This is a genomic window from Flavobacterium sp. GNP001 (assembly GCF_054343775.1).
Genome location: NZ_JBTGUX010000001.1, coordinates 1015567 through 1040892, shown reverse-complemented (window position 1 = coordinate 1040892; position 25326 = coordinate 1015567). Strand labels below are relative to the sequence as shown.

22 protein-coding genes and 1 pseudogene are annotated in these 25326 nt (G+C 35.7%); 16 read left to right on the top strand and 7 right to left on the bottom strand.

What is annotated here, in order from left to right:
• Positions 1 to 21: 21 nt before the first annotated feature.
• Complete coding sequence (locus ACXX8U_RS04395; protein WP_458564778.1) at positions 22 to 1260, top strand: NAD(P)/FAD-dependent oxidoreductase; 1239 nt, start codon at positions 22 to 24, stop codon at positions 1258 to 1260.
• Positions 1261 to 1566: 306 nt separating this feature from the next.
• Positions 1567 to 2985, top strand: coding sequence for an adenosine deaminase (locus ACXX8U_RS04390; protein WP_458564777.1), 1419 nt, complete (start codon positions 1567 to 1569; stop codon positions 2983 to 2985).
• Positions 2986 to 3033: 48 nt separating this feature from the next.
• Here the strand turns inward: ACXX8U_RS04390 and ACXX8U_RS04385 are convergent.
• The 3 genes and pseudogenes from ACXX8U_RS04385 to ACXX8U_RS04375 all read right to left on the bottom strand — a co-directional run bounded on the left by ACXX8U_RS04385 (position 3034) and on the right by ACXX8U_RS04375 (position 7385).
• Positions 3034 to 5505, bottom strand: a pseudogene (locus ACXX8U_RS04385) (zinc-dependent metalloprotease).
• Between the two features lie 217 nt (positions 5506 to 5722).
• The gene (locus tag ACXX8U_RS04380; RefSeq protein WP_458564776.1) at positions 5723 to 6769 is read right to left on the bottom strand and encodes an RluA family pseudouridine synthase; all 1047 of its coding nucleotides are present in this window, start codon (positions 6767 to 6769) and stop codon (positions 5723 to 5725) included.
• A complete protein-coding gene (locus ACXX8U_RS04375; protein ID WP_458564775.1) occupies positions 6759 to 7385 on the bottom strand; it encodes a PASTA domain-containing protein in 627 nt (208 codons plus the stop codon). The genes ACXX8U_RS04380 and ACXX8U_RS04375 overlap by 11 nt, the downstream gene beginning before the upstream one ends.
• A 241-nt stretch (positions 7386 to 7626) precedes the next feature.
• Here ACXX8U_RS04375 and ACXX8U_RS04370 point away from each other — a divergent pair, with 241 nt between their 5' ends.
• From ACXX8U_RS04370 to ACXX8U_RS04355, 4 genes are all read left to right on the top strand, one after another.
• Positions 7627 to 8598: a D-alanine--D-alanine ligase gene (locus tag ACXX8U_RS04370; protein WP_458564774.1), complete on the top strand. Its 972-nt coding sequence runs from the start codon at positions 7627 to 7629 to the stop codon at positions 8596 to 8598.
• Positions 8599 to 8607: 9 nt separating this feature from the next.
• Positions 8608 to 9066 (top strand): pantetheine-phosphate adenylyltransferase, encoded by a 459-nt coding sequence (coaD, locus tag ACXX8U_RS04365; protein WP_210788542.1) that lies wholly within the window; start codon positions 8608 to 8610, stop codon positions 9064 to 9066.
• Between the two features lie 48 nt (positions 9067 to 9114).
• Complete coding sequence (locus ACXX8U_RS04360) at positions 9115 to 9681, top strand: PhnA domain-containing protein (RefSeq protein WP_458564773.1); 567 nt, start codon at positions 9115 to 9117, stop codon at positions 9679 to 9681.
• Positions 9682 to 9913: 232 nt separating this feature from the next.
• On the top strand, positions 9914 to 11218 hold the full coding sequence (locus tag ACXX8U_RS04355) for an ADP-ribosylglycohydrolase family protein (RefSeq protein ID WP_458564772.1): 1305 nt from the start codon (positions 9914 to 9916) through the stop codon (positions 11216 to 11218).
• 349 nt (positions 11219 to 11567) lie between these two features.
• Here the strand turns inward: ACXX8U_RS04355 and ACXX8U_RS04350 are convergent, their stop codons facing one another.
• Entirely contained in the window at positions 11568 to 12914 is a 1347-nt protein-coding gene (locus ACXX8U_RS04350) for a DEAD/DEAH box helicase (RefSeq protein WP_458564771.1), read from the bottom strand.
• A gap of 250 nt (positions 12915 to 13164) precedes the next feature.
• On the opposite strand from ACXX8U_RS04350, the gene ACXX8U_RS04345 reads away from it, so the two are divergent.
• Positions 13165 to 14898, top strand: coding sequence for a M14 family metallopeptidase (locus tag ACXX8U_RS04345; RefSeq protein WP_458564770.1), 1734 nt, complete (start codon positions 13165 to 13167; stop codon positions 14896 to 14898).
• Positions 14899 to 14946: 48 nt separating this feature from the next.
• Here ACXX8U_RS04345 and ACXX8U_RS04340 read toward each other — a convergent pair whose 3' ends face one another.
• On the bottom strand, positions 14947 to 15546 hold the full coding sequence (locus ACXX8U_RS04340; protein ID WP_458564769.1) for an NUDIX hydrolase: 600 nt from the start codon (positions 15544 to 15546) through the stop codon (positions 14947 to 14949).
• 7 nt (positions 15547 to 15553) lie between these two features.
• On the opposite strand from ACXX8U_RS04340, the gene pyrE reads away from it, so the two are divergent.
• Both pyrE and ACXX8U_RS04330 read left to right on the top strand, forming a co-directional pair.
• Positions 15554 to 16201 (top strand): orotate phosphoribosyltransferase, encoded by a 648-nt coding sequence (pyrE, locus tag ACXX8U_RS04335; protein ID WP_458564768.1) that lies wholly within the window; start codon positions 15554 to 15556, stop codon positions 16199 to 16201.
• A gap of 24 nt (positions 16202 to 16225) precedes the next feature.
• Entirely contained in the window at positions 16226 to 16618 is a 393-nt protein-coding gene (locus ACXX8U_RS04330) for an SRPBCC family protein (RefSeq protein WP_458564767.1), read from the top strand.
• Positions 16619 to 16675: 57 nt separating this feature from the next.
• Here ACXX8U_RS04330 and ACXX8U_RS04325 read toward each other — a convergent pair whose 3' ends face one another.
• Complete coding sequence (locus ACXX8U_RS04325; RefSeq protein ID WP_458564766.1) at positions 16676 to 17404, bottom strand: biotin--[acetyl-CoA-carboxylase] ligase; 729 nt, start codon at positions 17402 to 17404, stop codon at positions 16676 to 16678.
• A gap of 96 nt (positions 17405 to 17500) precedes the next feature.
• Here ACXX8U_RS04325 and rsfS point away from each other — a divergent pair, with 96 nt between their 5' ends.
• The 7 genes from rsfS (at position 17501) to ACXX8U_RS04290 (ending at position 23114) form a co-directional block, all read left to right on the top strand.
• Positions 17501 to 17872, top strand: a complete 372-nt coding sequence (gene rsfS, locus ACXX8U_RS04320; RefSeq protein ID WP_166135181.1) for a ribosome silencing factor — start codon at positions 17501 to 17503, stop codon at positions 17870 to 17872.
• 18 nt (positions 17873 to 17890) lie between these two features.
• Positions 17891 to 19816 (top strand): ATP-dependent zinc metalloprotease FtsH, encoded by a 1926-nt coding sequence (ftsH, locus tag ACXX8U_RS04315; protein WP_458564765.1) that lies wholly within the window; start codon positions 17891 to 17893, stop codon positions 19814 to 19816.
• A gap of 114 nt (positions 19817 to 19930) precedes the next feature.
• Positions 19931 to 20533 carry an LUD domain-containing protein gene (locus ACXX8U_RS04310; RefSeq protein ID WP_458564764.1) on the top strand — a complete coding sequence of 201 codons (603 nt, stop codon included), beginning with the start codon at positions 19931 to 19933 and terminating at the stop codon, positions 20531 to 20533.
• 1 nt (position 20534) lies between these two features.
• Complete coding sequence (locus tag ACXX8U_RS04305) at positions 20535 to 21425, top strand: phosphatidate cytidylyltransferase (RefSeq protein ID WP_458564763.1); 891 nt, start codon at positions 20535 to 20537, stop codon at positions 21423 to 21425.
• Complete coding sequence (locus tag ACXX8U_RS04300) at positions 21415 to 22068, top strand: phosphatidylserine decarboxylase family protein (protein WP_458564762.1); 654 nt, start codon at positions 21415 to 21417, stop codon at positions 22066 to 22068. The genes ACXX8U_RS04305 and ACXX8U_RS04300 overlap by 11 nt, the downstream gene beginning before the upstream one ends.
• Positions 22068 to 22337 (top strand): acyl-CoA-binding protein, encoded by a 270-nt coding sequence (locus ACXX8U_RS04295; RefSeq protein WP_210788554.1) that lies wholly within the window; start codon positions 22068 to 22070, stop codon positions 22335 to 22337. Before ACXX8U_RS04300 ends, ACXX8U_RS04295 begins: the two co-directional genes overlap by 1 nt.
• Before the next feature lie 6 nt (positions 22338 to 22343).
• Complete coding sequence (locus ACXX8U_RS04290; RefSeq protein ID WP_458564761.1) at positions 22344 to 23114, top strand: superoxide dismutase; 771 nt, start codon at positions 22344 to 22346, stop codon at positions 23112 to 23114.
• Positions 23115 to 23188: 74 nt separating this feature from the next.
• Here the strand turns inward: ACXX8U_RS04290 and ACXX8U_RS04285 are convergent, their stop codons facing one another.
• Positions 23189 to 25054: an alpha-amylase family protein gene (locus ACXX8U_RS04285; RefSeq protein WP_458564760.1), complete on the bottom strand. Its 1866-nt coding sequence runs from the start codon at positions 25052 to 25054 to the stop codon at positions 23189 to 23191.
• Positions 25055 to 25326 lie beyond the last annotated feature (272 nt).

The following is a 25326-nucleotide window of genomic DNA, read 5'->3' as shown; positions in this document are numbered from 1 at the left end:
AGTGAGCAAGACATATAAAAAATGAAACAAGATATTATAATAGTTGGCGCAGGTTTGGCCGGATTAGCCGCGGCTGTACACTTGCACCGTCAAGGACGAAAAGTACTTTTATTAGAAGCTTCAGACCGACCTGGTGGACGATTAAAAACAGACTTACACGAAGGTTTTTTATTAGACAGAGGATTTCAAGTTCTATTAACTGCCTACCCAGAATCAAAAGCACTTCTTGATTACAAAACATTACGATTAAAAAAAATGCTACCCGGAGCAACCGTTCTTTATGAAAAAGGACAATTCGAAATAGCTGACCCTATGCGCCGGCCTTCTGCTGCTTGGGCAACTCTTATTGCTCCTGTTGGTACCATAAAAGATAAATTAAATACCCTGTGGCTAAAGAATCGCTTGCAGAAATTAACTATTGACCAAATATTTAGTCAAACTGAGAATACAACCGCTGCACAATTAAAAGAATATGGCTTTAGCGAAAAAATGATTGAACGATTTTATCGCCCTTTTCTATCTGGTATTTTTTTAGAAAATCAGTTAACTACTTCCCGACGCATGTTCGATTTTGTAATGAAAATGTTTTCAGATGGCGATGTTGCCGTACCTGAATTAGGAATGGAGGAAATCCCAAAACAATTGGTTGCCCTATTACCACAAGACAGTATTCGATGCAATACCGAAGTCGTAAGTCTTGATCAAAACAAAATTACAACCGCAGATGGCACTGTTTATGAAGCCAATCAAATTCTTTTGGCTACCAATACCAATAAGTTCTTATCGAAAATAGTTCCTGAAACCAAAACTACAGCGCACCAAGTAACTTGTGTATATTTCGAAACCCGTCTGCCACCATCACAAAAAGCGGTAGTGATTTTGAACGCAGCTCAAAATAAAAAATGGGTCAATAATTTAACAGTAATGAGTGCCGTTTCGGCTGCTTATGCTCCCAAAGGTAAAGCACTAATATCCGTTTCATATAACGGAATTCCAGATATTGATGATGCAATACTAGCTGAAAATATGAAAGAAGAGATATCTCATTGGTATGGAGCCGATGCGGCATCTTGGAAAATGCTAAAAGCCTATCGAATCAGCTATGCTTTACCAACACAAGAGAATGTATCTAATAATAAAGATCTGGACACTTTCAAAATTTCAGATTCGCTATTTATTTGTGGTGATCATCTTTTAAACGGTTCCATAAATGCAGCGCTACAATCTGGCCGATTAGCAGCTGAAGCAATGCAACAATAAATAGAAAACCATCAAAACAGTTGTTACTTACGGCTGTCTTGATGGTTTTATTTTAATATCTACTACATTATGCGAGAACTTGATTTAATTAATCTTCAAGTAGATTTTCAATTCTATAAGTGAAACTTTTTGCAAAATTTCTAAAACTGCGATAGAAATTGTTTAACTTTGCGCCAGTTTACCTTTTTTTTTCTGCTAGTACTACAAAAATTAAGTTTCGATTCTTAGAAACGAAAACAAAAAATGCTTTCAATAGCGTGCGAGCAATTTCTTTGGTAAAACTACTTGACACTATTACAATCAACTATGAGAATATTACCAACACTATTGTTGTTCTTAACTGTAACAGCTGGCTACTCGCAATCCGTAAGTGAGTATTTTGAAAAAATCAGAGACAATGAAGCTGAATTGACCGCTTTTTTCTCTCAAATGCCAAAAGGTGGCGATTTACACCATCATTTTTCAGGTTCTATTTACGCAGAACCTTTACTACAGCATGCAATTCAAACAGACTTTTACCTGAATACCGAAAGCATGGACGTACGCAAGGAAAAAGAATCTACTGGCAATTGGAAATTATTTTCTGAACTAAAGGCCAACGGTACACTAGAGCTATACAAACAAAAAATCATGCAAAAATGGTCTATCAAAGACTATAATTATGTTGATTATCCATCTGATAAGTTGTTTTTCGAATCTTTCATGAAATTTGAACCAGCCATTAAAGGTAATTTCGGACAGGGATTAGTGGAGTTGAAAAAAAGAGCAATTGCTGAAAATGTGAGCTACATTGAAACGCAACTCTCAACCATTCCAAACACCATGAATACGGATGATTTAGTTACTTTTAACGCTAAACTTCGTGAATATGCTCTAGCTAAAAACGAGAAAGAAGTACTCAAAACTTTAGACCTAATGTATAAAAGCATACTTCAAAAAAATGCCAACACTTATGCTAAAGAATTCAACAATAATTTTGTTACCAAGTTACACAACGATCTAAAAATTGATGATGCCCAATTTAAAATGCGTTATCAAAATTTTGTGTTACGTTTTATGGAACCTGTTGATTTGTTTAAAAATTTGGTTATTGCATTCATCTCTGCCAATGAAAGTGATTTGATGGCTGGTGTCAACATTGTGTCACCAGAAGACGGCGAAACTTCGATGAAAGATTATTGGTTGCACATGATGATGTTTAAATTTTGCAACTCGAAATACCCAAATGTAAAATATACCATGCACGCTGGTGAGCTTACTTTAGGACTGGTTCAACCTGAAGAACTTACTTGGCATATTGGCGCTGCAGTACATACCGCTGGCGCACATAGAATTGGCCATGGTGTAGATATGCCTTATGAAAAAGATTCATACGAATTGCTACGCCATATGGCGCAAAAAAATATTCCTATTGAAATAAACTTAGTGAGTAATGAATTTATTTTGAAGGTCAAAGAAAATCGTCACCCGCTTTCCTTGTACAAAAAATTTGGAGTTCCAATTGTAATTAGCACTGATGATGCTGGGATTTTACGAACTAATATGAGTGAACAATATGTACTATTGGCAAAAAGGTATAAAGATATTTCGTATCAAGACATTAAACAATTTGTGTTCAATAGCATCAAATTTAGCTTTATAAAATCGGCTTCAGTTAGATCACAACTACTGTCAGATTTAGAAAGGCGATTTACTACTTTCGAAAAAGAATTCACGAAACAATAAAACAAAAAAAAATCTGCTCGAAAGCAGATTTTTTTATCGTGTTTAAATTTATGAAGGATTTAAAATAAGATCAATTCTCTTTATCGCATCGGCATAATGATATTTTGTTTCCGTGTTTACAGCTGCAGCTTTGGCAATATTTAATGTTGCTTTCAAAGCGACCAACTCACCGCGCACTAAAGCACGTACATCTGATTGCGCTACATTATAATATTCTGATGGGCGACCGCCTTTTATTTCTTCTTTCATCAAAACAGCCATTCGCTCAATATAGGCTCTTTGCAAATTTCTTCTGTAAATAGTTACATTAGTTCCTGCTGAAGCTTCTTTCCAGATTCCTTTGCGCATATCACTTAATAAATCAAGTGCTTTGTAATTATTATTTCCCTGAATTTCGGCATCTAATAAACGTCCTAAACGATCAAAACTCATCACATTATTTAAGTGGCGTACCTGTAAACTTCTGAAACGCTCTGTATAACCAGCATAATCAATATTACGCAAAGTACTCACGTTAACCAACCAAGTTGGCGATGCAAAAGCATTTGCTTGCAACCATTGCATGGCTTCTTGCTGCTGTGCTTTTGAAACCACTTCATAAATCATCCCCTTTTGGTTTGGTTTTTTCGTCGCCTCAAAAACACCTCCTACATTTGTCACTACGTGTCCTACATATCGTCCCCAAACATCGAGCATTTCTTTATACAATTCGTCTAAATCATCGTAATTGTTGGTTTTATCGCTTGTCCACTCGTGTAAATGTGCAGCAACATATTGCAAATTTTTCAGTCCGTATGTACTTGCTTTCATAGAATTGTTTCCTATATCTTCGGTTTGCGAAGTAGGATCAAAACTACTGCTTTGTTTTCCGAACTTGTAAATAGGATTGTCTGCTTTTTCCATAATCCATTTGTCTAAAGTTGATACTTCAGCTTCTGGCGAAGAAGCATTAGGAATATAACGGTAACCCCAGTTGGTTGCATAATGATCATATGGTCCCATTTGACGGATGAATCGAACATTTTTATCACCCGGTTGTGCAATGTAGTTAAAACGCGCATAATCCATCAAACTGGCTGCAATTCCGTTTTTTTGTGTGAATTCACTATTACGGTATGATTCGGTATCATAAGCACAACTCGCTCCCATATTGTGCGGAAATCCTAGCGCGTGTCCTACTTCATGTGCGATTACCATGCGCATCATATCACCCATCTCTTCATCACTTGTTTGCAAAGTTCGCGCAGTTGGATTGGCTGCTCCAGTTTCTAATAAATAACGATTTCTGTAGGAACGCAAATGGTTGTGGTACCAAATAACATCACTTTCGATAATTTCACCTGTTCTTGGGTCGGAAACACTTGGCCCAACCGCATTTCGGGTGGTACTTGCTACATAACGAATTACAGAGTAGCGAATATCCTCTGGACTAAAATCAGGATCTTCCTCTTTTGTTGGTGGATCTTTAGCAATAATTGCATTTTTAAATCCGGCGGTTTCAAAAGGCTTTTGCCAATCTTCAATACCTTGCTTGATGTATTTTCGCAATTTTTAAGGAGTTGCAGGATCAAGATAATACACAATTGGTTTTATTGGTTCTACCAGCTCTCCTTTCGCGTAAGCTACAGGATCTTTTGGTTCCAATCGCCATCTGCGAATATAGGTTTTCACATCCGACTTCAATTCGTTACTTCCATAATCAATTTGATCTATGGTAAACCAACCCACGCGCGGGTCAGCCAAACGAGGTTGCATTGGCTTTTCTGGTAACAAAATCATCGATTGATTCATTTGAATACTAATTGTCTCCGCATCTCCTTGTACCGGTGGTTTGGCTGCATTGTAACTAAAGTCCTGAATGACTTCAATATTCATCGGGAAACTTTTCATGGTATTGATAAAACTACGTGATTCATCCAACCCACGTACTTTATAAGTTTCACGCATATCGGCCGATAGTCCGCTGATTGCTTTTACATCAGTACCATAAAACTTGCTTACATCAATTACTGTATTTGCCGAATCCTTACTAAAAGCTACAATATCAAATGCGAACAAAGTTGGCTCGTAATTGTTTGCTTTTACTGAAATGCTAATAGGCAAACTGTCATTCGCCACGGCATTAAATGATTTGATTTTAATGACAATCTTATCCTGAAAACGTTGCCAAACAATCAACTGTTCATTGGTTTCTGAACCTGCATTGACATAACCGCCTCCTAAATTAGCAGGTAGTTTAGCTAATCTACTTACCAAAAGCATGTCTTTGTTCAAAAGGGTATTCGGGATTTCAAAAAAATATTTTTTATCTACTTTGTGCACGGTAAACAAACCAGCATCGCTAATGGCATCTTTGGTGATCACTTTGCTGTAATCCTTAATAGCCGATTCTGGTTTTTTCTCTGGCATTGGAGCTACAGCAACAGCATTTTTGTCTTTTTTCTTTTTTGACTGCGAATAAGCAGCAGGTGGCGCAAGGGCAAGCGCAGCAATCGCTGATAAAATGAAAACTTTCTTCATTTAGTGGTTATTTTTTGGTTAATCAATATCAAAAATAGAGGGAAGCATTCTAAAAATGAATAGTATTCATTGGTTTAACTTTTAATTAACAACGGTTTATTTTAAGAATTTTGCATACAAGTAGAAGCCCTTAAATTGAAGTAATTACTTTTCCAAAAAAAGCATAAAAAAACCCAAAGCTAATGTTGCTTTGGGTTTTGTATGAGTTTCAATTGAATTATGCTTCACTTTCATCATCAGTTTGGTGCGACTTCGAGTAGCCTCGCCATTTTTCGATACAATTCACAAAATCTTGAGGCAATTCAGTGTCAAAACGCATCATTTCGCCCGTTGTAGGATGAATAAACCCGAGCGTTTTAGCATGCAATGCTTGCCTTGGCAATGCCTTAAAACAGTTCTCAATAAATTGCTTGTATTTTGTAAAAGTGGTTCCTTTTAAAATTAAATGGCCACCGTAACGCTCGTCATTAAACAAAGGATGACCTATATGTTTCATGTGTGCTCTAATTTGGTGCGTACGTCCTGTTTCTAACTGACATGAAACAAGAGTTACGTAACCAAACCGTTCTAAAACTTTATAATGTGTAATCGCAGGTTTACCAATTTCTGGATCAGCAAATACAGCCATTTGCATACGATCTTTCAAGTGTCTGGCTAAGTTTCCTTCTATTGTTCCCGCATCATCAGCAACGTTACCCCAAACTAAGGCAATATATTCGCGCTCTGAAGTTTTTGCCTCAAATTGTTTAGCCAAGTGTGTCATCGCCGCCTCTGTTTTGGCAACAACCAATAAACCCGAAGTATCCTTATCAATACGGTGTACCAAACCCGGACGTTCGCTACTGTTCATTGGTAAATTATCAAAATGATAAGCCAAGGCATGTACCAAAGTTCCCGTGTAATTACCATGACCAGGATGCACCACCATTCCTGGCAATTTATTGATTAACAACAAAGTATCATCTTCATAAACAATATCTAGCGGAATGTTCTCCGGAATAATATGATTTTCATACGGCGGGTGCGAAAGCATCACACGCACCACATCAAAAGGCTTAACTTTATAATTGGATTTTACGATAGCATCATTCACAAAAATATTTCCCTCTGCTGCTGCCGTTTGTATTTTGTTGCGAGTGGCATTTTGAATCAGTCCCATCAAGTATTTGTCAATGCGCAAAGTGGCTTGACCTTTGGGTACCTCAAATTTAAAATGCTCAAATAACTCGTCTTCTAAATCTAGTGTTTCTATATTATTGTTCATCAACTGGTATTTCTTCTTCTAGTGGTGCGGCTAAAGTATCAGCAGCACTCTCTTCTTCTTCATAACTCATTTTCCCATCACCAAGGACTAAATCAATCTTACTGGATTTTAAAACACGATCTCCTGCCTTCAAATTACGCCCTTTGTAACGCATTTCTAGCACCATATCTTTACCTAAATTGGGTACATAGGTTATATTTCCTTCTTCAAGACCAAGCGCTTTTAAGGTTGGCACAGCCTCACGGTAGGTTTTGTTTACCAAATCAGGAATACGAACTGATGAGTATCCGGCAGTATTTATTTTAATATAAATCTTGCGCCCCACTTTTACCTTAGTTCCTGGCAAAGGATCTTGTTCTACGACACTAAACTGCGGAAAATCACTTCTAAAATCCACACTATCCAATAAAACATAGTCTAAATCTAGCTCGTCTAATTTTTCTTCTACCTGCTCCTCCGTCAATTTACTCAAATTAGGAACCGAAATTTCATTGCCATGATCGGTTGTAAACGTGAGCCAATGCATGAAAAAATAACCCAAAGCAGCAATAATAGCTAATGCAACAAAGACTTGTCCAAAGAAAACGCGACTAGTAAGATACTTCCGTAAACTCATAAATTTATTTTTATATGCCACAAAGATAAACCTATTTCGTTTCAAAAAAAATGATAATTTTGTTTAATCGTTTTTAGCACAAACAACTCCTTTTTTTAGGAGCTTTTTCCCGCTATTCGCTTGTATCTTTGCTTTTTTTTGACAAAAAAACCAAAGGATACCGCTGCTATCGGGGCTAATTCAAAACAGCAGTAAAGTAGGCTATTTGGTGCTTAAAAGACCTCAATTAAAACAGTAAAAAATGAAAAACATTGCCATCATCATGGGCGGGTATTCCAGCGAATACAAAATATCTTTAATCAGCGGCAATGTCGTGTTCCAATACTTAGACAAAACCAAATACAACGGCTTTCGCATTCACATATACAAAGAAAAATGGGTTTATGTTGATGCACAAGATCAAGAATTTCCAATCGACAAAAATGATTTTTCGGTTACTGTTGCTGGACAAAAAATAAGTTTCGATTGTGTATTTAACGCCATACACGGCACGCCGGGCGAAGATGGTTTAATGCAAGCCTACTTCGAATTATTGCAAATTCCACAAACAGCCTGCGATTATTACCAAGCAGCGCTTACATTCAATAAACGAGACTTGCTTTCGGTTTTAAAACCCTACGGTATCAAAACTGCCACTTCTTTTTATCTAAACAAAGGCGATGTTGTTGATACAACTGCCATTGTAAACAAAGTAGGATTGCCTTGTTTTGTAAAACCAAATAAAGCAGGCTCTAGTTTTGGAATCTCAAAAGTAAAAACGGAAGCCGAATTGCCAACTGCAATTGAAACGGCTTACAAAGAAGATAACGAAATTATAATTGAGAGTTTTCTGGACGGAACCGAAGTTTCTGTTGGAGTTATCAATTACCAAGGCGCCATTACAGTTTTGCCAATTACTGAAATTGTCTCCGAAAATGATTTCTTTGATTATGAAGCAAAATACTTAGGCAAATCGCAAGAAATTACGCCTGCACGAATCTCTGACGAAATGACTCAAAAAGTGGGAGCTATTGCCAAACGTGCCTACGAAGTGCTTAAAATGAAAGGTTTCTCCCGTAGCGAATTTATTATTGTTGACGGCGAGCCACACATGCTCGAAATGAATACCATTCCGGGTTTAACCACCGAAAGTTTAATTCCGCAACAAGCCAAAGCGGCAGGAATTGAGCTAAAAGACTTGTTTACCAACGCCATCGAATTGGCATTAGCATAACCCTCTACCATGAGAAAAGCAATATTTCCGGGTTCGTTTGACCCAATTACACTTGGTCATGAAGACATCATTAAACGGAGCTTGCCTCTTTTTGATGAAATCGTGATCGCCATTGGCGTTAATGCCGAAAAAAAATACATGTTCTCCTTAGAAGATAGAAAACGATTTATCGAAGAAACTTTTCAACACGAACCTAAAATTTCAGTAATCACCTACGAAGGATTAACTACTGACTTGTGCCGAAAACTCAATGCCGATTTTATTCTGAGAGGTCTACGCAACCCTGCGGATTTCGAATTTGAAAAAGCAATTGCACACACCAACAGACGCCTCGCCAAGATTGAAACCGTATTTTTACTAACGGCCGCCAAAACATCTTACATCAGCTCCAGTATTGTTCGTGATGTCATTCGCAACAACGGACAATACGAAATGCTAGTTCCTGATGCGGTTCGAGTAACCAAATAATTTTTTTTTTAGAAAGCGAATTTTCGCAACAAAAACAACAACAAAACAATGAGCATCGAAAGAGAATTAATGAAACGAAGTGGCGGAAAATGCGAACTATCAGGCGTTACCGAAGACCTACAAGTATACACCCTCACTCCTACACGCCGTGGTGGAATCGATGAAAACGTACTAATTGCAAAACACTTAATTGCACAAATTGAGCAAGCCGAAACTATGGATCCAAATTCATGGCGATGCTTAAACGACAGTATGTGGAGCGAACACGAAGCGGTTCAAGTATTATCGTGGCGCATGTTAAGCCGTTTAGGAAATCAAGAATTACTGGAGCAAATGTACCTTGACGAAGAAACATTGGCTTGGGCACAAGCAACAGGCGAAGGTCAAGAGGATGAAAATAAAATAGTGCATCGCGATAGCAATGGCGTTGTATTGCAAACGGGCGATTCAGTAGTTTTAATTAAAGACCTAAAAGTTAAAGGTTCTAGTATGGTTGCCAAGCAAGGTACAGCAGTGCGTAACATCAGATTAGATCATGAAAACGCCGAATATATTGAAGGACGCGTTGACGGACAAACTATTGTAATTATTACACAATACGTGAAGAAGACATAGTTGGTAGTTTGCAGTCGCGCTCTGCAGCTAGAGGTCTCAGTATTAAGTTTGCAGTCGCAGTCTCAGAGTGCAGTGATTAGCGTGGAAAATTCAGCTTGCAGTCTCAGTCTCAGAATGCAGTATTTAAAGTGGAGAAATCATTTTGCAGTCGCAGTCTCACTAAAGAGTTTAAAGTGAAGAGAATCAATTTAGATTTCCAGTGAACAATTAGAACCAACCAAAAAAGATCGAAATGAAAATTGCATCTAAAAATAAAATGAATACCAGTCCAATGACCAATCCTAAAAAATTGGACGTGTCAATTTTTTTAAATAACGAGCAATTGCAAAAATTAAAATTGGGATTAATTCCAAACCAGATGGAAGACAAATGGTTTGCCTATTTTAATAATGAATACATCCATTTTCACCGTTCTTGGACTGGATATGAAATATTTAAAGCAAAAGTAAACACTAACGACAAAGGTTGCCAAATAAATGAATTTTGGGTTGAACAGAATTTGGACAAATACAATGAACAAATTGACGAGATAAATATTTCAAATTTCAAAAGTCACATTGATTATCTTTCAAATAGAGTAATTGATAACCCTATAAAAAATGGAATTTGGGGTTTAGTTATTGGAGATTCTTTAGGAGTTCCTGTGGAGTTTAAAAGTAGAGATTATCTAAGACAATATCCTTTGACCGATATGATTGGTTTTGGGACTTATAATCAACCTGAGGGAACCTGGTCTGATGACAGTTCTTTAGCCCTTTGCCTTGCTGATGAATTAACGAAAGGTTTTAATATTCAAGAAATTGGAAATAGTTTTGTCAAATGGTTTTACGAAAATCATTGGACACCTCATGGAGAAGTTTTCGATATTGGAATTTCTACAAGAGAAGCGATTATTCGATTACAAAAAGGAGAAAAAGCTGAAATAGCAGGAGGCTCAGAAGAAAAATCAAACGGAAATGGTTCACTGATGCGAATTCTTCCTTTACTTTTTGAGGTGCAGAATATTAAAGATAGAGAGGAAAGATTTGAATTAATAAAAAAAGTTTCAAGTATCACTCACGGTCACATAAGGTCTTGTTTAGCTTGTTTTTATTATTTAGAATTCGCTTCATTTTTGAGTGCCGAAATAAAATATCCAATAACTGACGCTTATAAAGCAGCCAATTATTCATTAACACAACTTATTACAAAATTAAACATCAACTTAAAAGAAGTTGAACTATTTAGTAGAATTACTAATGGTAAAATAATCGAATTACAAGAAAATGACATACAATCATCGGGTTATGTAATTCACACACTTGAGGCTTCAGTTTGGTGTTTATTAACTACACAATCGTATGAACAAGCAGTTTTAAAAGCTGTAAATTTGGGAGGAGACACTGATACAACAGGTGCAGTTGCTGGAGGTCTTGCAGGATTGTATTACGGAATAAAATCAATACCAGAAAATTGGATTAACAAAATTGCAAGAAAAGAAGATATCGAAGAGTTAACAAACAGATTAAGTGACAAATATGAAATTGCCCGGTGCTAGCGCACTCTCAAAGCAATTTGAGAATGAAACTTAATTTAAAAATGATTGTAGGTTTGAAAGAATTTGGTTTAACCTAAAAACAACGCTAATTTGGTTCCAAACTTCTTGTAGCGGAATAACCTTTAGACCATATAATCTCCATTTGCCAAATATTTAAACCACAAAAACATAATTAAAAACTAACATAAAACTAAAAACCGTTGCTAATAAATTAAACTTACTAGCAACGGTTTCTTTATAAAAAATAATCTTGATTCTTAATACTGAGACTGAAAACTGTAACTGCAAACTGCGACTGAATACTGCAAATGAATACTGTAACTGCAAACTGAGACTGAGCACTAAAAACTTACTCCTCTTCTTTCTTAATCACTTTTCGGGCTACTTCAATTTTAAACTTTTTACCCTTCATTTTTTCGTCTTTAATTGCATGCAACAAATCTTTTACTTTGTTGAATTTTACGGCTGCAAACGAGATAAAATCTTTTACTTCGATAAGTCCTAAATCACCTTTTTCGAGTTTTCCTTTTTGCGAAAAGAAACCAACAATATCAATTTTATTCAACTTGTTTTTCTTTCCACCACTAATATAAATGGTTTGAAACTGCGGCGGTTTTGGTAAAGCTTTGGCTTGATCTACTGCCAAAACTTCCATTGAATAATCAAGATAATCCAATTTTTTTTCACTTTCATGCGCGACAATATAAGCTGTACCCGAGGCTTGCATACGTGCTGTACGCCCGTTACGGTGTGTAAACTCGTCTTCCTTTGCAGGCAAATGATAATGAATAACATGTTTCATTTCTGGAATATCAAGTCCACGTGCGGCTAAATCAGTAGTAATTAAATAACTCATACTGCCATTTCTAAACTGTATCAAGGCGCGCTCGCGTTCCTCTTGATCCATTCCGCCATGATAGTACGTAGCGTAAATTCCCTTTTCGTTCAAAGTATCGCTAATTCGCTCCGCCGCATCGCGATGGTTGCAAAACACAATTGCAGCTTCTGACTTCAAAGAGCAAATCAGTTGAAACAAGGTATTGATTTTATCTTTTTCTTTAGATAAAACCAATTTCATTGATAAGTTGGAAACCGCCTCCTCTTCAGGAATAAAATCTAAAACCACAGGATTAACCACGCGAGTGTATTTCGGAATCTCAATATCGGACGTAGCCGAAACCAGAACTCTTTTGTTCACCTTAGTCAATTGCCCAATGATGTATGACATCTGCTCATGAAAACCCAGTTGCAAAGATTTATCAAATTCATCCAAAACAATAGTTTGAATTTTATCCAAACGAAACGTACCACGATCGATATGATCAGCTATTCTGCCCGGAGTTCCAATTAAAACTGCAGGCGGATTGCTTAAATTTTTTATTTCGGTTTCAATTGAGTGCCCGCCATAACAAGTATTAACTTTGTATGCGGTACCCATTTTTTTCCAAACTTGCTCAATTTGAAGTCCTAATTCACGAGAAGGAACCAAAATCAAACATTGAACCGATAAAATTTCAGCTTGCAAAAGTTCAAAAACAGGAAGTAAAAATGCGAGTGTTTTACCCGAACCTGTTGGCGAAAGCAGCAAAGTATTATTTTCGTTTAAAATGGTATCGTGTGCAACTTCTTGCATTTCATTCCAACTTGTAATGCCTAAATTGGAAAGTATCGTGGTAGCGGATTGCTTTGTATTCATATTTTAAATTTGTGCAAAGGTAATTTTAAAAAACGACTAAACTCATGAGCTGCTGTTTGTTTTTACACAACCACTTGACAAGAATTGCACATTGCTACTTTTCAATCAGGACAAAACTTAGAATCCTTTTATTTTTGTAAGTAATCCAAAAATAGTCCAGCGAAGGAAAAGGCGGCTATTTTTTTAAAGAACTTCGCTGAGAATTCTGTAAAAAAAGTTACATTTGGAAGACTTTTTTTAAACTAAAATCATGAAAAACCTTCCAATTTATCTCTTATTCCTAATGGTATGCAGTTGGGGTCAAGCCCAAAATAAATACGCCACAGTTTTTGAAAAAGGAAACGGAAACCAATCCGCAACCTACGCCGAAACTATTGCTTACTACCAATTATTGGCACAAGATTTTCCTACCATTGAAATACAAGAAATGGGTTTAACGGATAGCGGATTACCTTTGCACATCGTCATTTTTAATCCTGAAAAAAACTTCAATTTTGAAGAAATCAAAAAAAATAAAGCTGTTGTTTTAATCAATAATGGCATACATGCAGGAGAGCCAGACGGAATTGATGCCAGCATGCAATTGTACCGCGACTTAGCATTAGGTAAAGTAAAAGCACCAAAAAATACGGTTTTAGTTTGTATACCTGTTTACAACATTGGCGGCGCATTAAACAGAAACTCCAGCACAAGAGCCAACCAAGATGGACCCGAAGAATATGGCTTTCGCGGAAACGCCAGAAATTATGACCTCAATCGGGATTTCATGAAATCGGACACTAGAAATACCAAAAGTTTTGTTTCTATTTTTCATAAAATAAACGCCGATGTGTTCATTGATAATCATGTGAGTAATGGTGCTGATTACCAATACAAGCTCACCTACATCATGACACAACACAACAAACTAGGAACAGTTTTGGGAGGTTTTTTAAACACCGAAATGATGCCTGCTGTTGTACAAGATTTACAAAAGAAAAAAATTGAATCAACTCCCTATGTGAACGCTTTTCAAGAAACGCCGGACAAAGGATTTGCACAATTTTTTGAGAGTCCAAGATTTGCCACAGGCTATACCTCATTATACAACACGCTTGGTTTTGTGGTAGAAACCCACATGCTGAAAAAATATGCTGAACGTGTAAAAGTTACTTATGAATACATGCGCTCTACAATAGATTTTACCGATGCCAATTACGCCAAGATAAAAGAGCTCCGTTTGCAAAACGAAAAACAATATCAAGCAGGTAAAAAATACGCCATTAAATGGGAAATTGACACCACAAAAACCACCAATTTTTCTTTCCTAGGCTACGAAGCTGGATATAAAAATAGCGAAGCTACCACAGGCAAACGTTTGTTTTACGACCGAAACAAACCCTTTAAAAAAGACGTTCCTTACCAAAAAGAATACAAAGCTACCAAGGAGGTAATAATTCCTGAAGCTTACATAATCCCGAGAGGTTTTTGGCATATAATTGACGTATTGAAAAGCAATAATATCGAATTCAAAGTTTTACCAAAAGACACTATAATTGCAGTAGAAAGCTACCGCATTGCCGATTATAAAACAGGATCATCTGCATACGAAGGGCATTACTTGCATAGAAATACTTCTGTAACAAGTAGTACAGAACAAAAGGCTTTCGCCAAAGGAGATTTCTATGTACCTACCAACCAAAAAGGGATAAAATATTTGCTCGAAGCGTTGGAGCCTGAAGCGATGGATTCATTTTTCAATTGGAATTTCTTCGATACTATGTTACAACAAAAAGAAGGTTACTCGGATTATGTATTTGAAGATACTGCAGCACAATTGCTACAAAAAAATCCAGATTTAAAGTCTAAGCTTAAAAGCAAAAAACAAAGTGATCCTAAATTTGCAGGTAGTCCAGAGGCACAACTCGATTGGATTTATAAAAACTCGATTTACTATGAGAAAGCCCATTTACAGTATCCTATTTATCGAATCATGAAACCATAAAAAAAGTCCCCAAATAATTCATTTGGGGACTTTTATTTTAGAGCTCTATTAAATTACTTTCTCTTCTTCAAAAAGTAATTTGATATTTTCATACGAGTTTGTGAGTGCTTCCCTAATTTGTTCTGGGTTCAACCACGCAACTTTTTCAATTCCTTCCTCTAATTGACCTTGTGGTGTTCCTTCAAAATCAGATTGCATTTCGAACCAATGCGTAATCTTCAATTTGTATTTTCCATTTCGTCTGAAAACATGGTAAGTTTTTTGTAATTTTTGGCCAATGGTTAGCTTATTAACACCTGTCTCTTCCTCTACTTCGCGCATGGCAGTATCTTCAATATCCTCTCCTTTTTCGATTCCGCCCTTCGGTAAATCCCATTTTCCATTTCGAAAAATAAATAAAACCTCACCTTTTTTATTGTAAACCAAACCACCGCCCGCTTTACAAACAGGAATCTTAGCTTTTAAGGTCTTCAAAATCAAGCTTTCGTCCGGATGGTACAAATAGGCCTTATTAATTTTATTTTGAAATATTTTCACAATAAGTTGCTCAATATCAATACTCTCCAATAGAAATAATTGAAAATCAGTCTCCTTGGAGATCTCATTTGTCAAAAAAAGTGGTTTGTCGTTAACAAAAACTTTATACATTTGTACTATGATTTTTAATAAAGATACAGCCGAAAAAACAGCCGAATTCCTATTGCAAATAAATGCAATTAAATTGAATCCAAGAAATCCTTTTACATGGGCTTCAGGATGGAAATCGCCTATTTATTGTGACAACCGCTTAATACTCTCATTCCCAGCGGTGCGAAATTATGTTCGTGATGAATTTTCAAAGAACATTGAAAAACAATTTGGAAAACCAGATGTTATTGCTGGTGTAGCCACAGGCGCCATTGGTATTGGAATGCTTGTAGCCGAAAGCATGGGTCTGCCTTTTGTTTACGTGCGCCCTGAGCCAAAAAAACATGGTAGACAAAATCAAGTAGAAGGTTTTCTACAAAAAGGTCAAAACGTAGTAGTTGTTGAAGATCTAATAAGTACCGGAAACAGTAGTCTACAAGCTGTGGAAGCACTACGTGAAGCAGGAGCCAATATTAAAGGAATGGCAGCCATTTTTACTTATGGATTTCCAGTAGCTGATGCTAATTTTAAAACTGCCAAGATCGATTTGTACACCTTAAGTAATTATCAAAACTTACTTAACTTGGCTGTTGCAAAGCGTTACATCACCGAGGTGGAAGAGCAAACATTAAGAGAATGGAACCAAAGTCCATCTACATGGAATGTTGAAGTTTAAAACCCAAATCTAATAAATACACCAATGAATTTAGAAAGTCCAAAAGTTACCGTAGAAAAATCAGCTCAAGACCTGTTTACTGCTTTGAGCGATGTAAAGAATTTTGAAAAACTAATGCCTGAAAATATTGCAAAATTTGAAGTACTAGGCGATGATGCTTTTATATTTGGACTTAAAGGCATGCCAGAAATCAAATTAAAAATGAAAGAAAAAGTAGCACCAAGCAAAATTGTTCTAGGAGCTGCGAGCGATAAATTGCCTTTCACTTTAATAGCTACGATTGAAGCACTAACGGAACAAAGTAGTGCTGTAAAATTAGATTTCGAAGGAGACTTCAACCCAATGATGGCTATGATGATTAAAGGACCAATTGGAAAATTCATTGAAACTTTGGCTACGAACATGCCAAAACTATAAACTAAAAAATTATCAAAATACAAAAAGTCTTCTCGCAATAGCTAGAAGACTTTTTTATTAATACAACATTTGAACTTCTTTAATATCAAACTCTTCAACTGTATCATCTTCTAGCATTATCTGCAATTTTCCAATTGGAGAGACTCCCGTAATTATACCCATAAAACGACCTTTCCTAGGTGCTTCAAACGCCATGGGAACTCCTTTTTTGAACAAAACTCCATCGTATTGATTCCAATAAAAAGCTCCTTTACTCTTCATATCTGAAGTTATTTTAAAAATCGCTTCACCCATTTTGACAGCTAAACTATCCACTTCAAAATTACGATTGGTCACCACTGCTAAAGATGACGCTTTGGGCAACATTTCAAAATTAGTTTGATTCACATTAAGACCAAGACCAACAATGGAGCTAAATGTCGCATCACTTTTAATGCTATTTTCAATTAAAATGCCACCAATTTTTTTATTGTATGACATTATGTCGTTAGGCCATTTTATACTCAATTCAGGAATATCCATTTCCTTTAAAACCGAATGAACCGCTACTGCAACAGCAATGTTTAAATCGAACAAACGATTAATATCCGATAAGAAATCCTTAACCAAAATACTCATTATTAGATTTTTACCAGATTCTGTATTCCAAACCGAGCCCATCTGCCCTTTACCTTTTGTTTGATTTTTAGCCGTAACAATTGTATAATTATCAACCTCTTGTTTGTTTGCCAAGCCTTTTAAGAACTCGTTTGTAGAATCTATGGCATCGAGTTTGATTACTTTCATAAACATTATTTTGTGAAACAGAATTTAAACTTGTGTTAAGGTTCAAAAATAACCACAAAAAATGGTAACTTTACAAACTTATATTAAAAATAATTCATGGCGAAAAAGACTATAAATAATGACTTGCTTTTGGCAAATATCATTAAAGGAATTGAAGAAGTAAAAGGAAATGACATTACCATCTTGGACTTAAGAGATATCGATACATCAGTGTGCGATTATTTCGTAATCTCAAACGGTGGATCTAACACACAAGTAAACGCCATTGTAAACTCTATCCAAAAAACAGTTTCAAAAGAAATGAAAGACAAGCCTTGGCATGTTGAAGGAACTGATAATGCAGAATGGGTTTTGATGGATTACGTTAATATCGTAGTACATGTATTTCAAAAACACATCAGAGAATATTACAACATCGAAAGTTTATGGGGCGATGCTAAAATAACAACCATAGAAAACAAATACTAAAGACACACATTCATAGTAATGGCCAAAGAAAACAATCCAAACCCAAATAAGTTTAAAGTAAGCCCTTGGCTGCTTTATACTGCTGTAATTTTAATATTGCTGTTCATTAGTTTCATGACTGGTGGTTCAAGCTTAAGCGAACCGGGACAATTAACCTCTTCTAAATTCAATGAATATTTGGAGAAAGGTCAAATTGAGCGCGTAATTGTTTACAATAAAGCAGAAGCGGAAGTTTTTTTAACCCCTGCTGCTATTAAAGACCTAACTCATAAAAAAGTAGCAAAAGACGTATTTAACGAGCCTAACAAAGGCCCGCACTACACTTTTGAAATTGGAAATGATCAAATCTTTCAAACTAAACTTGAAAAAGCAGTTAAAGAAGGAAAATTAAAAGACTTTAACTTCAAAGTACAAAATAATTGGTCGGACATCTTTTTTAGCTTATTACCAATAATTGTCATCATTGCTGTTTGGCTTTTTATCATGCGCAGAATGTCAGGCGGTGGTGCAGGTGGCGGAGGTCAAATATTCAATATTGGTAAATCGAAAGCGAAACTTTTTGACGAAAAAACAGATATTAAAACCACATTTAAAGATGTAGCTGGTTTAGAAGGAGCTAAAGAGGAAATTCAAGAAATTGTAGAATTCCTTAAAAACCCTGAAAAATACACGAATTTGGGAGGTAAAATTCCAAAGGGTGCCTTATTAGTAGGTCCTCCGGGAACTGGAAAAACTTTGTTAGCCAAAGCCGTAGCTGGCGAAGCGCAAGTACCTTTCTTTTCTATGTCAGGATCTGACTTTGTAGAGATGTTCGTAGGTGTGGGTGCTTCTCGAGTACGTGATTTATTTAAACAAGCTAAAGAAAAATCTCCAGCTATCATTTTTATTGATGAGATTGACGCCGTAGGTAGAGCAAGAGGAAAAAGCAACATGTCTGGCGGAAACGACGAGCGTGAAAACACTTTGAATCAATTATTAACTGAAATGGATGGTTTTGGAACCAACTCGAACGTAATTGTTTTAGCTGCTACTAACCGTGCTGATGTATTGGATAAAGCCTTAATGCGTGCTGGACGTTTTGACCGACAAATATTTGTAGACTTACCAGACATTAGAGAACGTGCTGAAATTTTTCAAGTACACTTGGCTGCTTTGAAAAAAGCAGAAGGTTTAGATACTGATTTTTTAGCAAAACAAACTCCAGGATTCTCAGGAGCTGACATTGCAAATGTTTGTAACGAAGCGGCTTTAATTGCTGCTCGTAACAACAAGACTGCAGTTGAAAAACAAGATTTCTTGGATGCGGTAGACCGTATTGTTGGAGGTTTAGAAAAGAAAAACAAGATTGTTACTCCAGAAGAGAAAAAAGCAATTGCCATACACGAAGCTGGACACGCTACAGTTAGCTGGATGTTAGAGCACGCAGCACCACTAATTAAAGTTACTATTGTACCAAGAGGACAAAGTTTAGGAGCAGCGTGGTACTTGCCGGAAGAACGTTTAATTGTGCGACCAGACCAAATGCTAGACGAAATGTGTGCTACCATGGGAGGAAGAGCTGCTGAAAAGGTAACTTTTAACAGAATTTCAACTGGCGCATTAAGTGACCTTGAAAAAGTAACCAAACAAGCGAGAGCAATGGTAACTGTTTATGGATTGAATGATAAAATTGGAAATGTTACTTACTACGACTCAACAGGTCAAAGCGAGTACAACTTCTCAAAACCATATTCAGAAGAAACTGCGAAAGTTATTGATACTGAAATTTCATTACTAATTGAGGGCCAGTACCAAAGAGCTATTCAAATTCTAGAAGAAAACAAAGACAAACTGAATCAACTGGCTGATATTTTAATTGAAAAGGAAGTTATTTTTAAAGACGACCTTGAAGCAATCTTCGGAAAACGTACTTTTGACAAAAATCTAAGTGAAGTGGTTTCCTAAAAATTAGAGCCTTTTTTCAAATATTCTTAAAATCTTAATTCAAAAACTACTTTTGAATTAAGATTTTTTTATCTTTGGACGTTTTCAAATACAAATTATAGCTGTTAAAAAAATATGAGTCTTTTTAGAAAATTATTTAGTTCACATCAACCTGCTTCTGAAGAGGAGAAAGAAAGCGAATTTAACCTTTCTGCTTCTGAAAAAGCTATATCTATTGACGAACACTTTATTTTCAACTTCAAAAAAAATGGCGGCAAGTTCTTATACTGTGAAAATTCGCAAGAGATAAAAGAACAATTTGAAAATATCTTAGAGGAAAATGACTGGTTTGAAAACGAGGTTTTGTGCTTCAATCCAACTTTATTCCCATTATTAGAATACAATAAATTACCCTATACGGTTATTAGTAATCCGAAATTTCTTTTTGCTACATGTGAAAGTTTAATTGCTGAAGAAGGTTCTATTCTATTTTCATCAAAACAGATCAAGCAACATAAACCAAATGATTTACCTGCCAATATCATTGTAATTGCTAAAACAAGCGAAATTGTTGCTACAAAAAGCGATGGTTTAAGTTCTATAAAAAAGAAATACGAGCGCGATTTACCTACCAATATTACGACGATAAAATATTTCGAAAAAGCAAAAGAAGAAGATTTTACACAATACGGAAGTTCTGCAAAAAACTTGTATTTGTTGCTACTTGAAGATTTATAAAATGAATGAAACTCTAAAACGAGGGATATCAGGAGTTGTTTATATAGTTTTATTAATCAGTTCTATTTTATATTCGACCGAAACTTTTTTTATTCTTTTTGGATTATTCCTACTCATTGCCGTTTACGAATTTTGTAATTTAGTTCAAATACAAAAAATATTCCCGCTGGTATTTGCAACTGTATCGTACACTAGTATCACACTACTAAGTCATTACAATGATGTAACAGAAAACTTCATCAATGAACAATTTGATACGAAGCTATCTCTAAAAGTAAATATTGAGCAGCTCAATATTGTTCTTTTAGTTACAACACTTGTAGTTTCTGTAAAATGTATCTTATTTTTATTTTACGATAAAATTCAAACGATTAGCACATCTTCAAAATACCTATATCTGTTAGGATATATCATTTTACCATTTATTTTTATCACAAAGATTTCATTCGGAATCAATGATTACAATCCAAAAATCATCATTGGTCTGTTTATATTAATATGGACCAATGATACGTTTGCATATATAGTCGGAAAATCAATAGGACGAACTAAATTACTAGAAAAAATATCTCCCAAAAAAACCATAGAAGGCTTTGCTGGCGGGATTGTGTTTGCAATATTTGCAGGTTTTTTAATCTCAAAATATTACATTAAAGCCAAACCCGAATTTAGCGAAAGATCTATTTTAATTTGGACTTCAATAGCCTTAATCGTTGGGGTTGCCGGCACTATTGGCGACTTAATTGAATCTAAATTCAAACGAATTGCTGCTGTAAAAGACAGTGGAAACATCATGCCAGGACACGGAGGCATTCTAGATCGACTAGATAGTGTTATATTTGTAGCACCTTTAATATTTTTATTTTATCAAATTTTAAATTATGTTTCATAAAGAAGGAACCCCGTCAATTTTATTAGGTACAATTTTTACCTCAGTTGTGCTGTTGTTAGCTGACAATTTTATTTCAAGCAGTTGGTTAAAAATGGCGATCCAAATAGCTACATTACTACTATTAATTATCATATTACAATTTTTTAGAAATCCTAAAAGAAGTGTGATTTTGAATGAAAATCAAATAATCGCACCCGTAGACGGTAAAGTGGTAGTTATTGAAGAGGTTTACGAAGGTGAATATTTTAAAGAAAACAGATTACAAGTTTCGATATTTATGTCACCAATCAACGTACACGTAACGCGTTATGCTATGAGTGGAGTTATTAAATTTAGTAAATACCATCCCGGTAAATTTTTAGTAGCTTGGCATCCAAAAGCTAGCGAGGAAAACGAAAGAACTACTGTGGTGATCGAAAATAAAAATTTTGGCGAAATATTATACCGTCAAATAGCTGGAGCACTTGCCCGAAGAATTGTTAATTATGCAGAACAAGGAATGCAAGTTGTACAAGGTACCGACGCTGGTTTCATCAAATTTGGTTCTCGTGTAGATTTGTTTTTACCTTTAGGAACACCAATAAATGTGGTTTTAAATCAAAAAGCAATTGGTGGAAAAACAATTATTGCAACTACAAAATGATGACTGACGCTACGTTAGAAAATCGATTTTTAGAAGCTGTACAAAAAGCTTCAGAAATGACGCAAGCCTCGTTGCCACAAGACGTGCAATTGCGTTTATACGCATTTTACAAACAGGCAACCTTTGGCTATCTTGATTTAAAGCAAAATCCATCCTATCATTTAAGAGATGCTTTTAAAACCAACGCATGGATGCAAATTAGCCATCTTAGTGCCGACGAAGCCAAAGAAAATTACATTGAAATCATAAATTCATTATCACAAAAATAATTCACGATGAGAAAATTACAAGTAATCCTTCCTATCTTGTTTTGTTGCGTATACTTACAAGGATGTAAGGACGATAAATTAATTGAAGTGGTTGAAGTACCACTACCTGAGGAGACGGAACAAAAAACCGTAGTAGGTAATCCTGATGATGTTGTGGCTGATCCAGGCTCGTTTCAAGTAGAAAAACTACCTTATGGTTATGATGCCCTAACACCAAGTATCAGTATTAAAACATTAGAAACACATTACTCCAAACATTACCTTACATACACCAATAACCTAAACAAAGCGCTTGTTGGAACTGCTTTAGAAAATCTTACCATTGAAGAAGTTCTTGCCAAACTAGACCCCAACGATGCAGCGCTACGAAACAACGCTGGCGGTTATTATAATCATTCTTTATACTGGAAATGTATGGCTCCAAAATCTGGAGGTCAACCAACTGGTACACTATTAGAAGCTATAAATAAAGACTTTGGATCGTATGATTTATTTGTTTCACAATTTAAAAACGAAGCAATCAAACACTTTGGATCAGGTTGGGTTTGGCTTCTTGTTGATCGAAGCGGGAAATTAGTTGTCACAACAACTGCAAACCAAGACAATCCATTAATGCGAAATGCATTGGTACCAGGAAAACCAATTTTGGCTCTTGATGTTTGGGAACATGCTTATTATTTGGATTATCAGTACCGAAGAACCAATTATATCGATGGCTTTTTTAATGTTATCAATTGGAAAAAAATTCAAGAAAATTTTGAAAATACCCAACTATAAAAAAAGCTGCAGCCTATTAGACTGCAGCTTTTTTTTTGGAACTATATTGTAGCTTCTACAATACTTTCATTATTTTATAATTGAAAAATAAACGATTCTGATGGCGCAATTGTCACTTTCAATTTCCCTTCACCGTTTTGAACTTCTAGTGTTGCAGTTTGTTTTTGGTACAACTGGTCAGTAAGCGTGTACGAACCGTCTCTTAAATTCCATTTAGTGATGATGTCTGCCGGCACGATCAGGTCAAAAGAACTTGTAGTTAACCAAGAAAAATTAGTTACAACCAGCAATTTTTGTTGATCAGACCAACGTGCGTACGAATAAATACCAGGATCATAACTAGCGGCACGCTCTCTGTTTACCGATTGAATCTCCTGAAATTGCCCCATCAATGCCGAACTATTTCTAGAAAAATTTAATAGTCTTTTGTAAAAATCACGTAAATCTTTCTCCTCTTGAGTTGATTGACCTCCGTCAAATTTACCATTATTCATCCATCGTTGATGATTTGGCACTCCGATATAATCAAAAATTGAAGTTCTAGAATGGGTGCCAAAACCAGCATTTTCATTACCTGCCTCGCCTACTTCTTGACCAAAGTACACCATTGTTGGTGACGAACTAATTGTAGTTGAAACCACCATTAGCGGCTTACCTTTTTGTGGGGTTCCCGCAAATTCTGGACTTGCCAATCGCTGTTCATCATGATTATCCAAAAAATGAAGCATGTGATGTTCAATATCAGCCATACGATTTTGAATGTTTGATAAATCATCTGGCAAAGCTTTACCTTGAATAATATCTTTTAACTTATCATAAGTCTCCACTTTATCATACAAGTAATCCATTTTTCCTAAACGAATGTAATTGCGGTATTCAGCTGGATTATATACTTCGGCTAGTAAAAAAGCATCTGAATTGCGCACTTTAATAGCCGAGTTCATGTAACTCCAAAATTCATACGGAACCATTTCGGCCATGTCAAACCTGAAACCATCTACACCTTTATCAGTCCAATAAAGCGCAATATCCCTAAATTTTTTCCAAGAATCTGGAACGTCTTTGTCTTTCCAAAAATCAAAATGCTCTTTATATGATTTAGTATCAAATCCCGCTGGAAGTTCTGGAAAATCTTTCGAACCATCTGGGCGGATTCCATAATTTACTTTCACCGTTTCGTACCAATCATTGCGATCTGGTTTTGCCATTCGGGAACCGTTACCTGTCCATTTTGCAGGAAACTCAGCAAATTTACCATCAATTGCAGGATTAAATTCTCCGTTCAATGGCTTAGCAGTATCTGGAATTTCGAAGGCAGTATTTGGAATATAATAAAAGTTATTATCACGTTTATATTCTACAGAAACATCATCATTGGCTCCAAAATCAACTACACCTTTTGGATTGTTTTTGCCCTCATACTTGCGCGCAATATGATTGGGAACAATATCTATCAAAACTTTCAGGCCCACTTTATGCGTTCTAGCAATTAATTCTTCAAATTCCTGCAAACGGTTGGCAGGATTCATTGCCAAATCTGGATTAACATTATAATAATCTTTCACTGCATAAGGAGAACCCGCACGACCTTTTACAACTTCAGGATCATCATTTGAAATGCCTATATTAGTATAATCTCTAATCACAGCATGATGCGGAACACCGGTGTACCAAATATAGGTAGCTCCCAAATCTTTTATCTCAAAAAGAGCTTTGTCGGTGAAGTCATTAAATTTCCCTACTCCATTATCTTCAATGGTTCCCCATGGTTTGTTGGTAGTGTTTTTATTCCCAAACAAGCGTGTAAAAACCTGATAAACAACTTCTTTTTGTTTCACATTGGTTTCTTGATTTGTTTTATCCATGGTATTCATTTTAGTTTTACAAGCTGTTGCACAAAGCACGGCACTCAGTCCTACAACGATAGTTATTTTTTTCATGATATAAATTTATCTAAACTGCTTTAAGATGTATTACACCTTAAAAAGAAATTAAAGTTGAAATTTAATATATTTTTTCTGCAACTTTGGTTTTGCATAAAAATTTTATTCCCCATGACTTACTTTCAAATTTACTACATCGAAAGAGTTTGACAAACTGTTGATAACTTTGACTTAAACAGCATAACCATCCTACTAAGACCGCTTATAAATAATTCTTAATATCGATTAGAGTTGCTTGCTTTTTCATAAATTTGTGAAAAATTTAATCC

Coding starts and splice junctions, on each gene's coding strand:
- ACXX8U_RS04300 (WP_458564762.1), top strand. CDS start 21,415: ATGTTTCATAAAGAAGGAACCCCGTCAATTTTATTAGGTACAATTTTT.
- ACXX8U_RS04285 (WP_458564760.1), bottom strand. CDS start 25,054: ATGAAAAAAATAACTATCGTTGTAGGACTGAGTGCCGTGCTTTGTGCA.
- ACXX8U_RS04370 (WP_458564774.1), top strand. CDS start 7,627: ATGAAAAACATTGCCATCATCATGGGCGGGTATTCCAGCGAATACAAA.
- ACXX8U_RS04355 (WP_458564772.1), top strand. CDS start 9,914: ATGAAAATTGCATCTAAAAATAAAATGAATACCAGTCCAATGACCAAT.
- ACXX8U_RS04295 (WP_210788554.1), top strand. CDS start 22,068: ATGACTGACGCTACGTTAGAAAATCGATTTTTAGAAGCTGTACAAAAA.
- pyrE (WP_458564768.1), top strand. CDS start 15,554: ATGATTTTTAATAAAGATACAGCCGAAAAAACAGCCGAATTCCTATTG.
- ACXX8U_RS04340 (WP_458564769.1), bottom strand. CDS start 15,546: ATGTATAAAGTTTTTGTTAACGACAAACCACTTTTTTTGACAAATGAG.
- ACXX8U_RS04325 (WP_458564766.1), bottom strand. CDS start 17,404: ATGAAAGTAATCAAACTCGATGCCATAGATTCTACAAACGAGTTCTTA.
- ftsH (WP_458564765.1), top strand. CDS start 17,891: ATGGCCAAAGAAAACAATCCAAACCCAAATAAGTTTAAAGTAAGCCCT.
- ACXX8U_RS04310 (WP_458564764.1), top strand. CDS start 19,931: ATGAGTCTTTTTAGAAAATTATTTAGTTCACATCAACCTGCTTCTGAA.
- ACXX8U_RS04305 (WP_458564763.1), top strand. CDS start 20,535: ATGAATGAAACTCTAAAACGAGGGATATCAGGAGTTGTTTATATAGTT.
- ACXX8U_RS04290 (WP_458564761.1), top strand. CDS start 22,344: ATGAGAAAATTACAAGTAATCCTTCCTATCTTGTTTTGTTGCGTATAC.
- ACXX8U_RS04345 (WP_458564770.1), top strand. CDS start 13,165: ATGAAAAACCTTCCAATTTATCTCTTATTCCTAATGGTATGCAGTTGG.
- ACXX8U_RS04330 (WP_458564767.1), top strand. CDS start 16,226: ATGAATTTAGAAAGTCCAAAAGTTACCGTAGAAAAATCAGCTCAAGAC.
- ACXX8U_RS04375 (WP_458564775.1), bottom strand. CDS start 7,385: ATGAGTTTACGGAAGTATCTTACTAGTCGCGTTTTCTTTGGACAAGTC.
- ACXX8U_RS04350 (WP_458564771.1), bottom strand. CDS start 12,914: ATGAATACAAAGCAATCCGCTACCACGATACTTTCCAATTTAGGCATT.
- ACXX8U_RS04360 (WP_458564773.1), top strand. CDS start 9,115: ATGAGCATCGAAAGAGAATTAATGAAACGAAGTGGCGGAAAATGCGAA.
- ACXX8U_RS04390 (WP_458564777.1), top strand. CDS start 1,567: ATGAGAATATTACCAACACTATTGTTGTTCTTAACTGTAACAGCTGGC.
- ACXX8U_RS04395 (WP_458564778.1), top strand. CDS start 22: ATGAAACAAGATATTATAATAGTTGGCGCAGGTTTGGCCGGATTAGCC.
- rsfS (WP_166135181.1), top strand. CDS start 17,501: ATGGCGAAAAAGACTATAAATAATGACTTGCTTTTGGCAAATATCATT.
- ACXX8U_RS04380 (WP_458564776.1), bottom strand. CDS start 6,769: ATGAACAATAATATAGAAACACTAGATTTAGAAGACGAGTTATTTGAG.
- coaD (WP_210788542.1), top strand. CDS start 8,608: ATGAGAAAAGCAATATTTCCGGGTTCGTTTGACCCAATTACACTTGGT.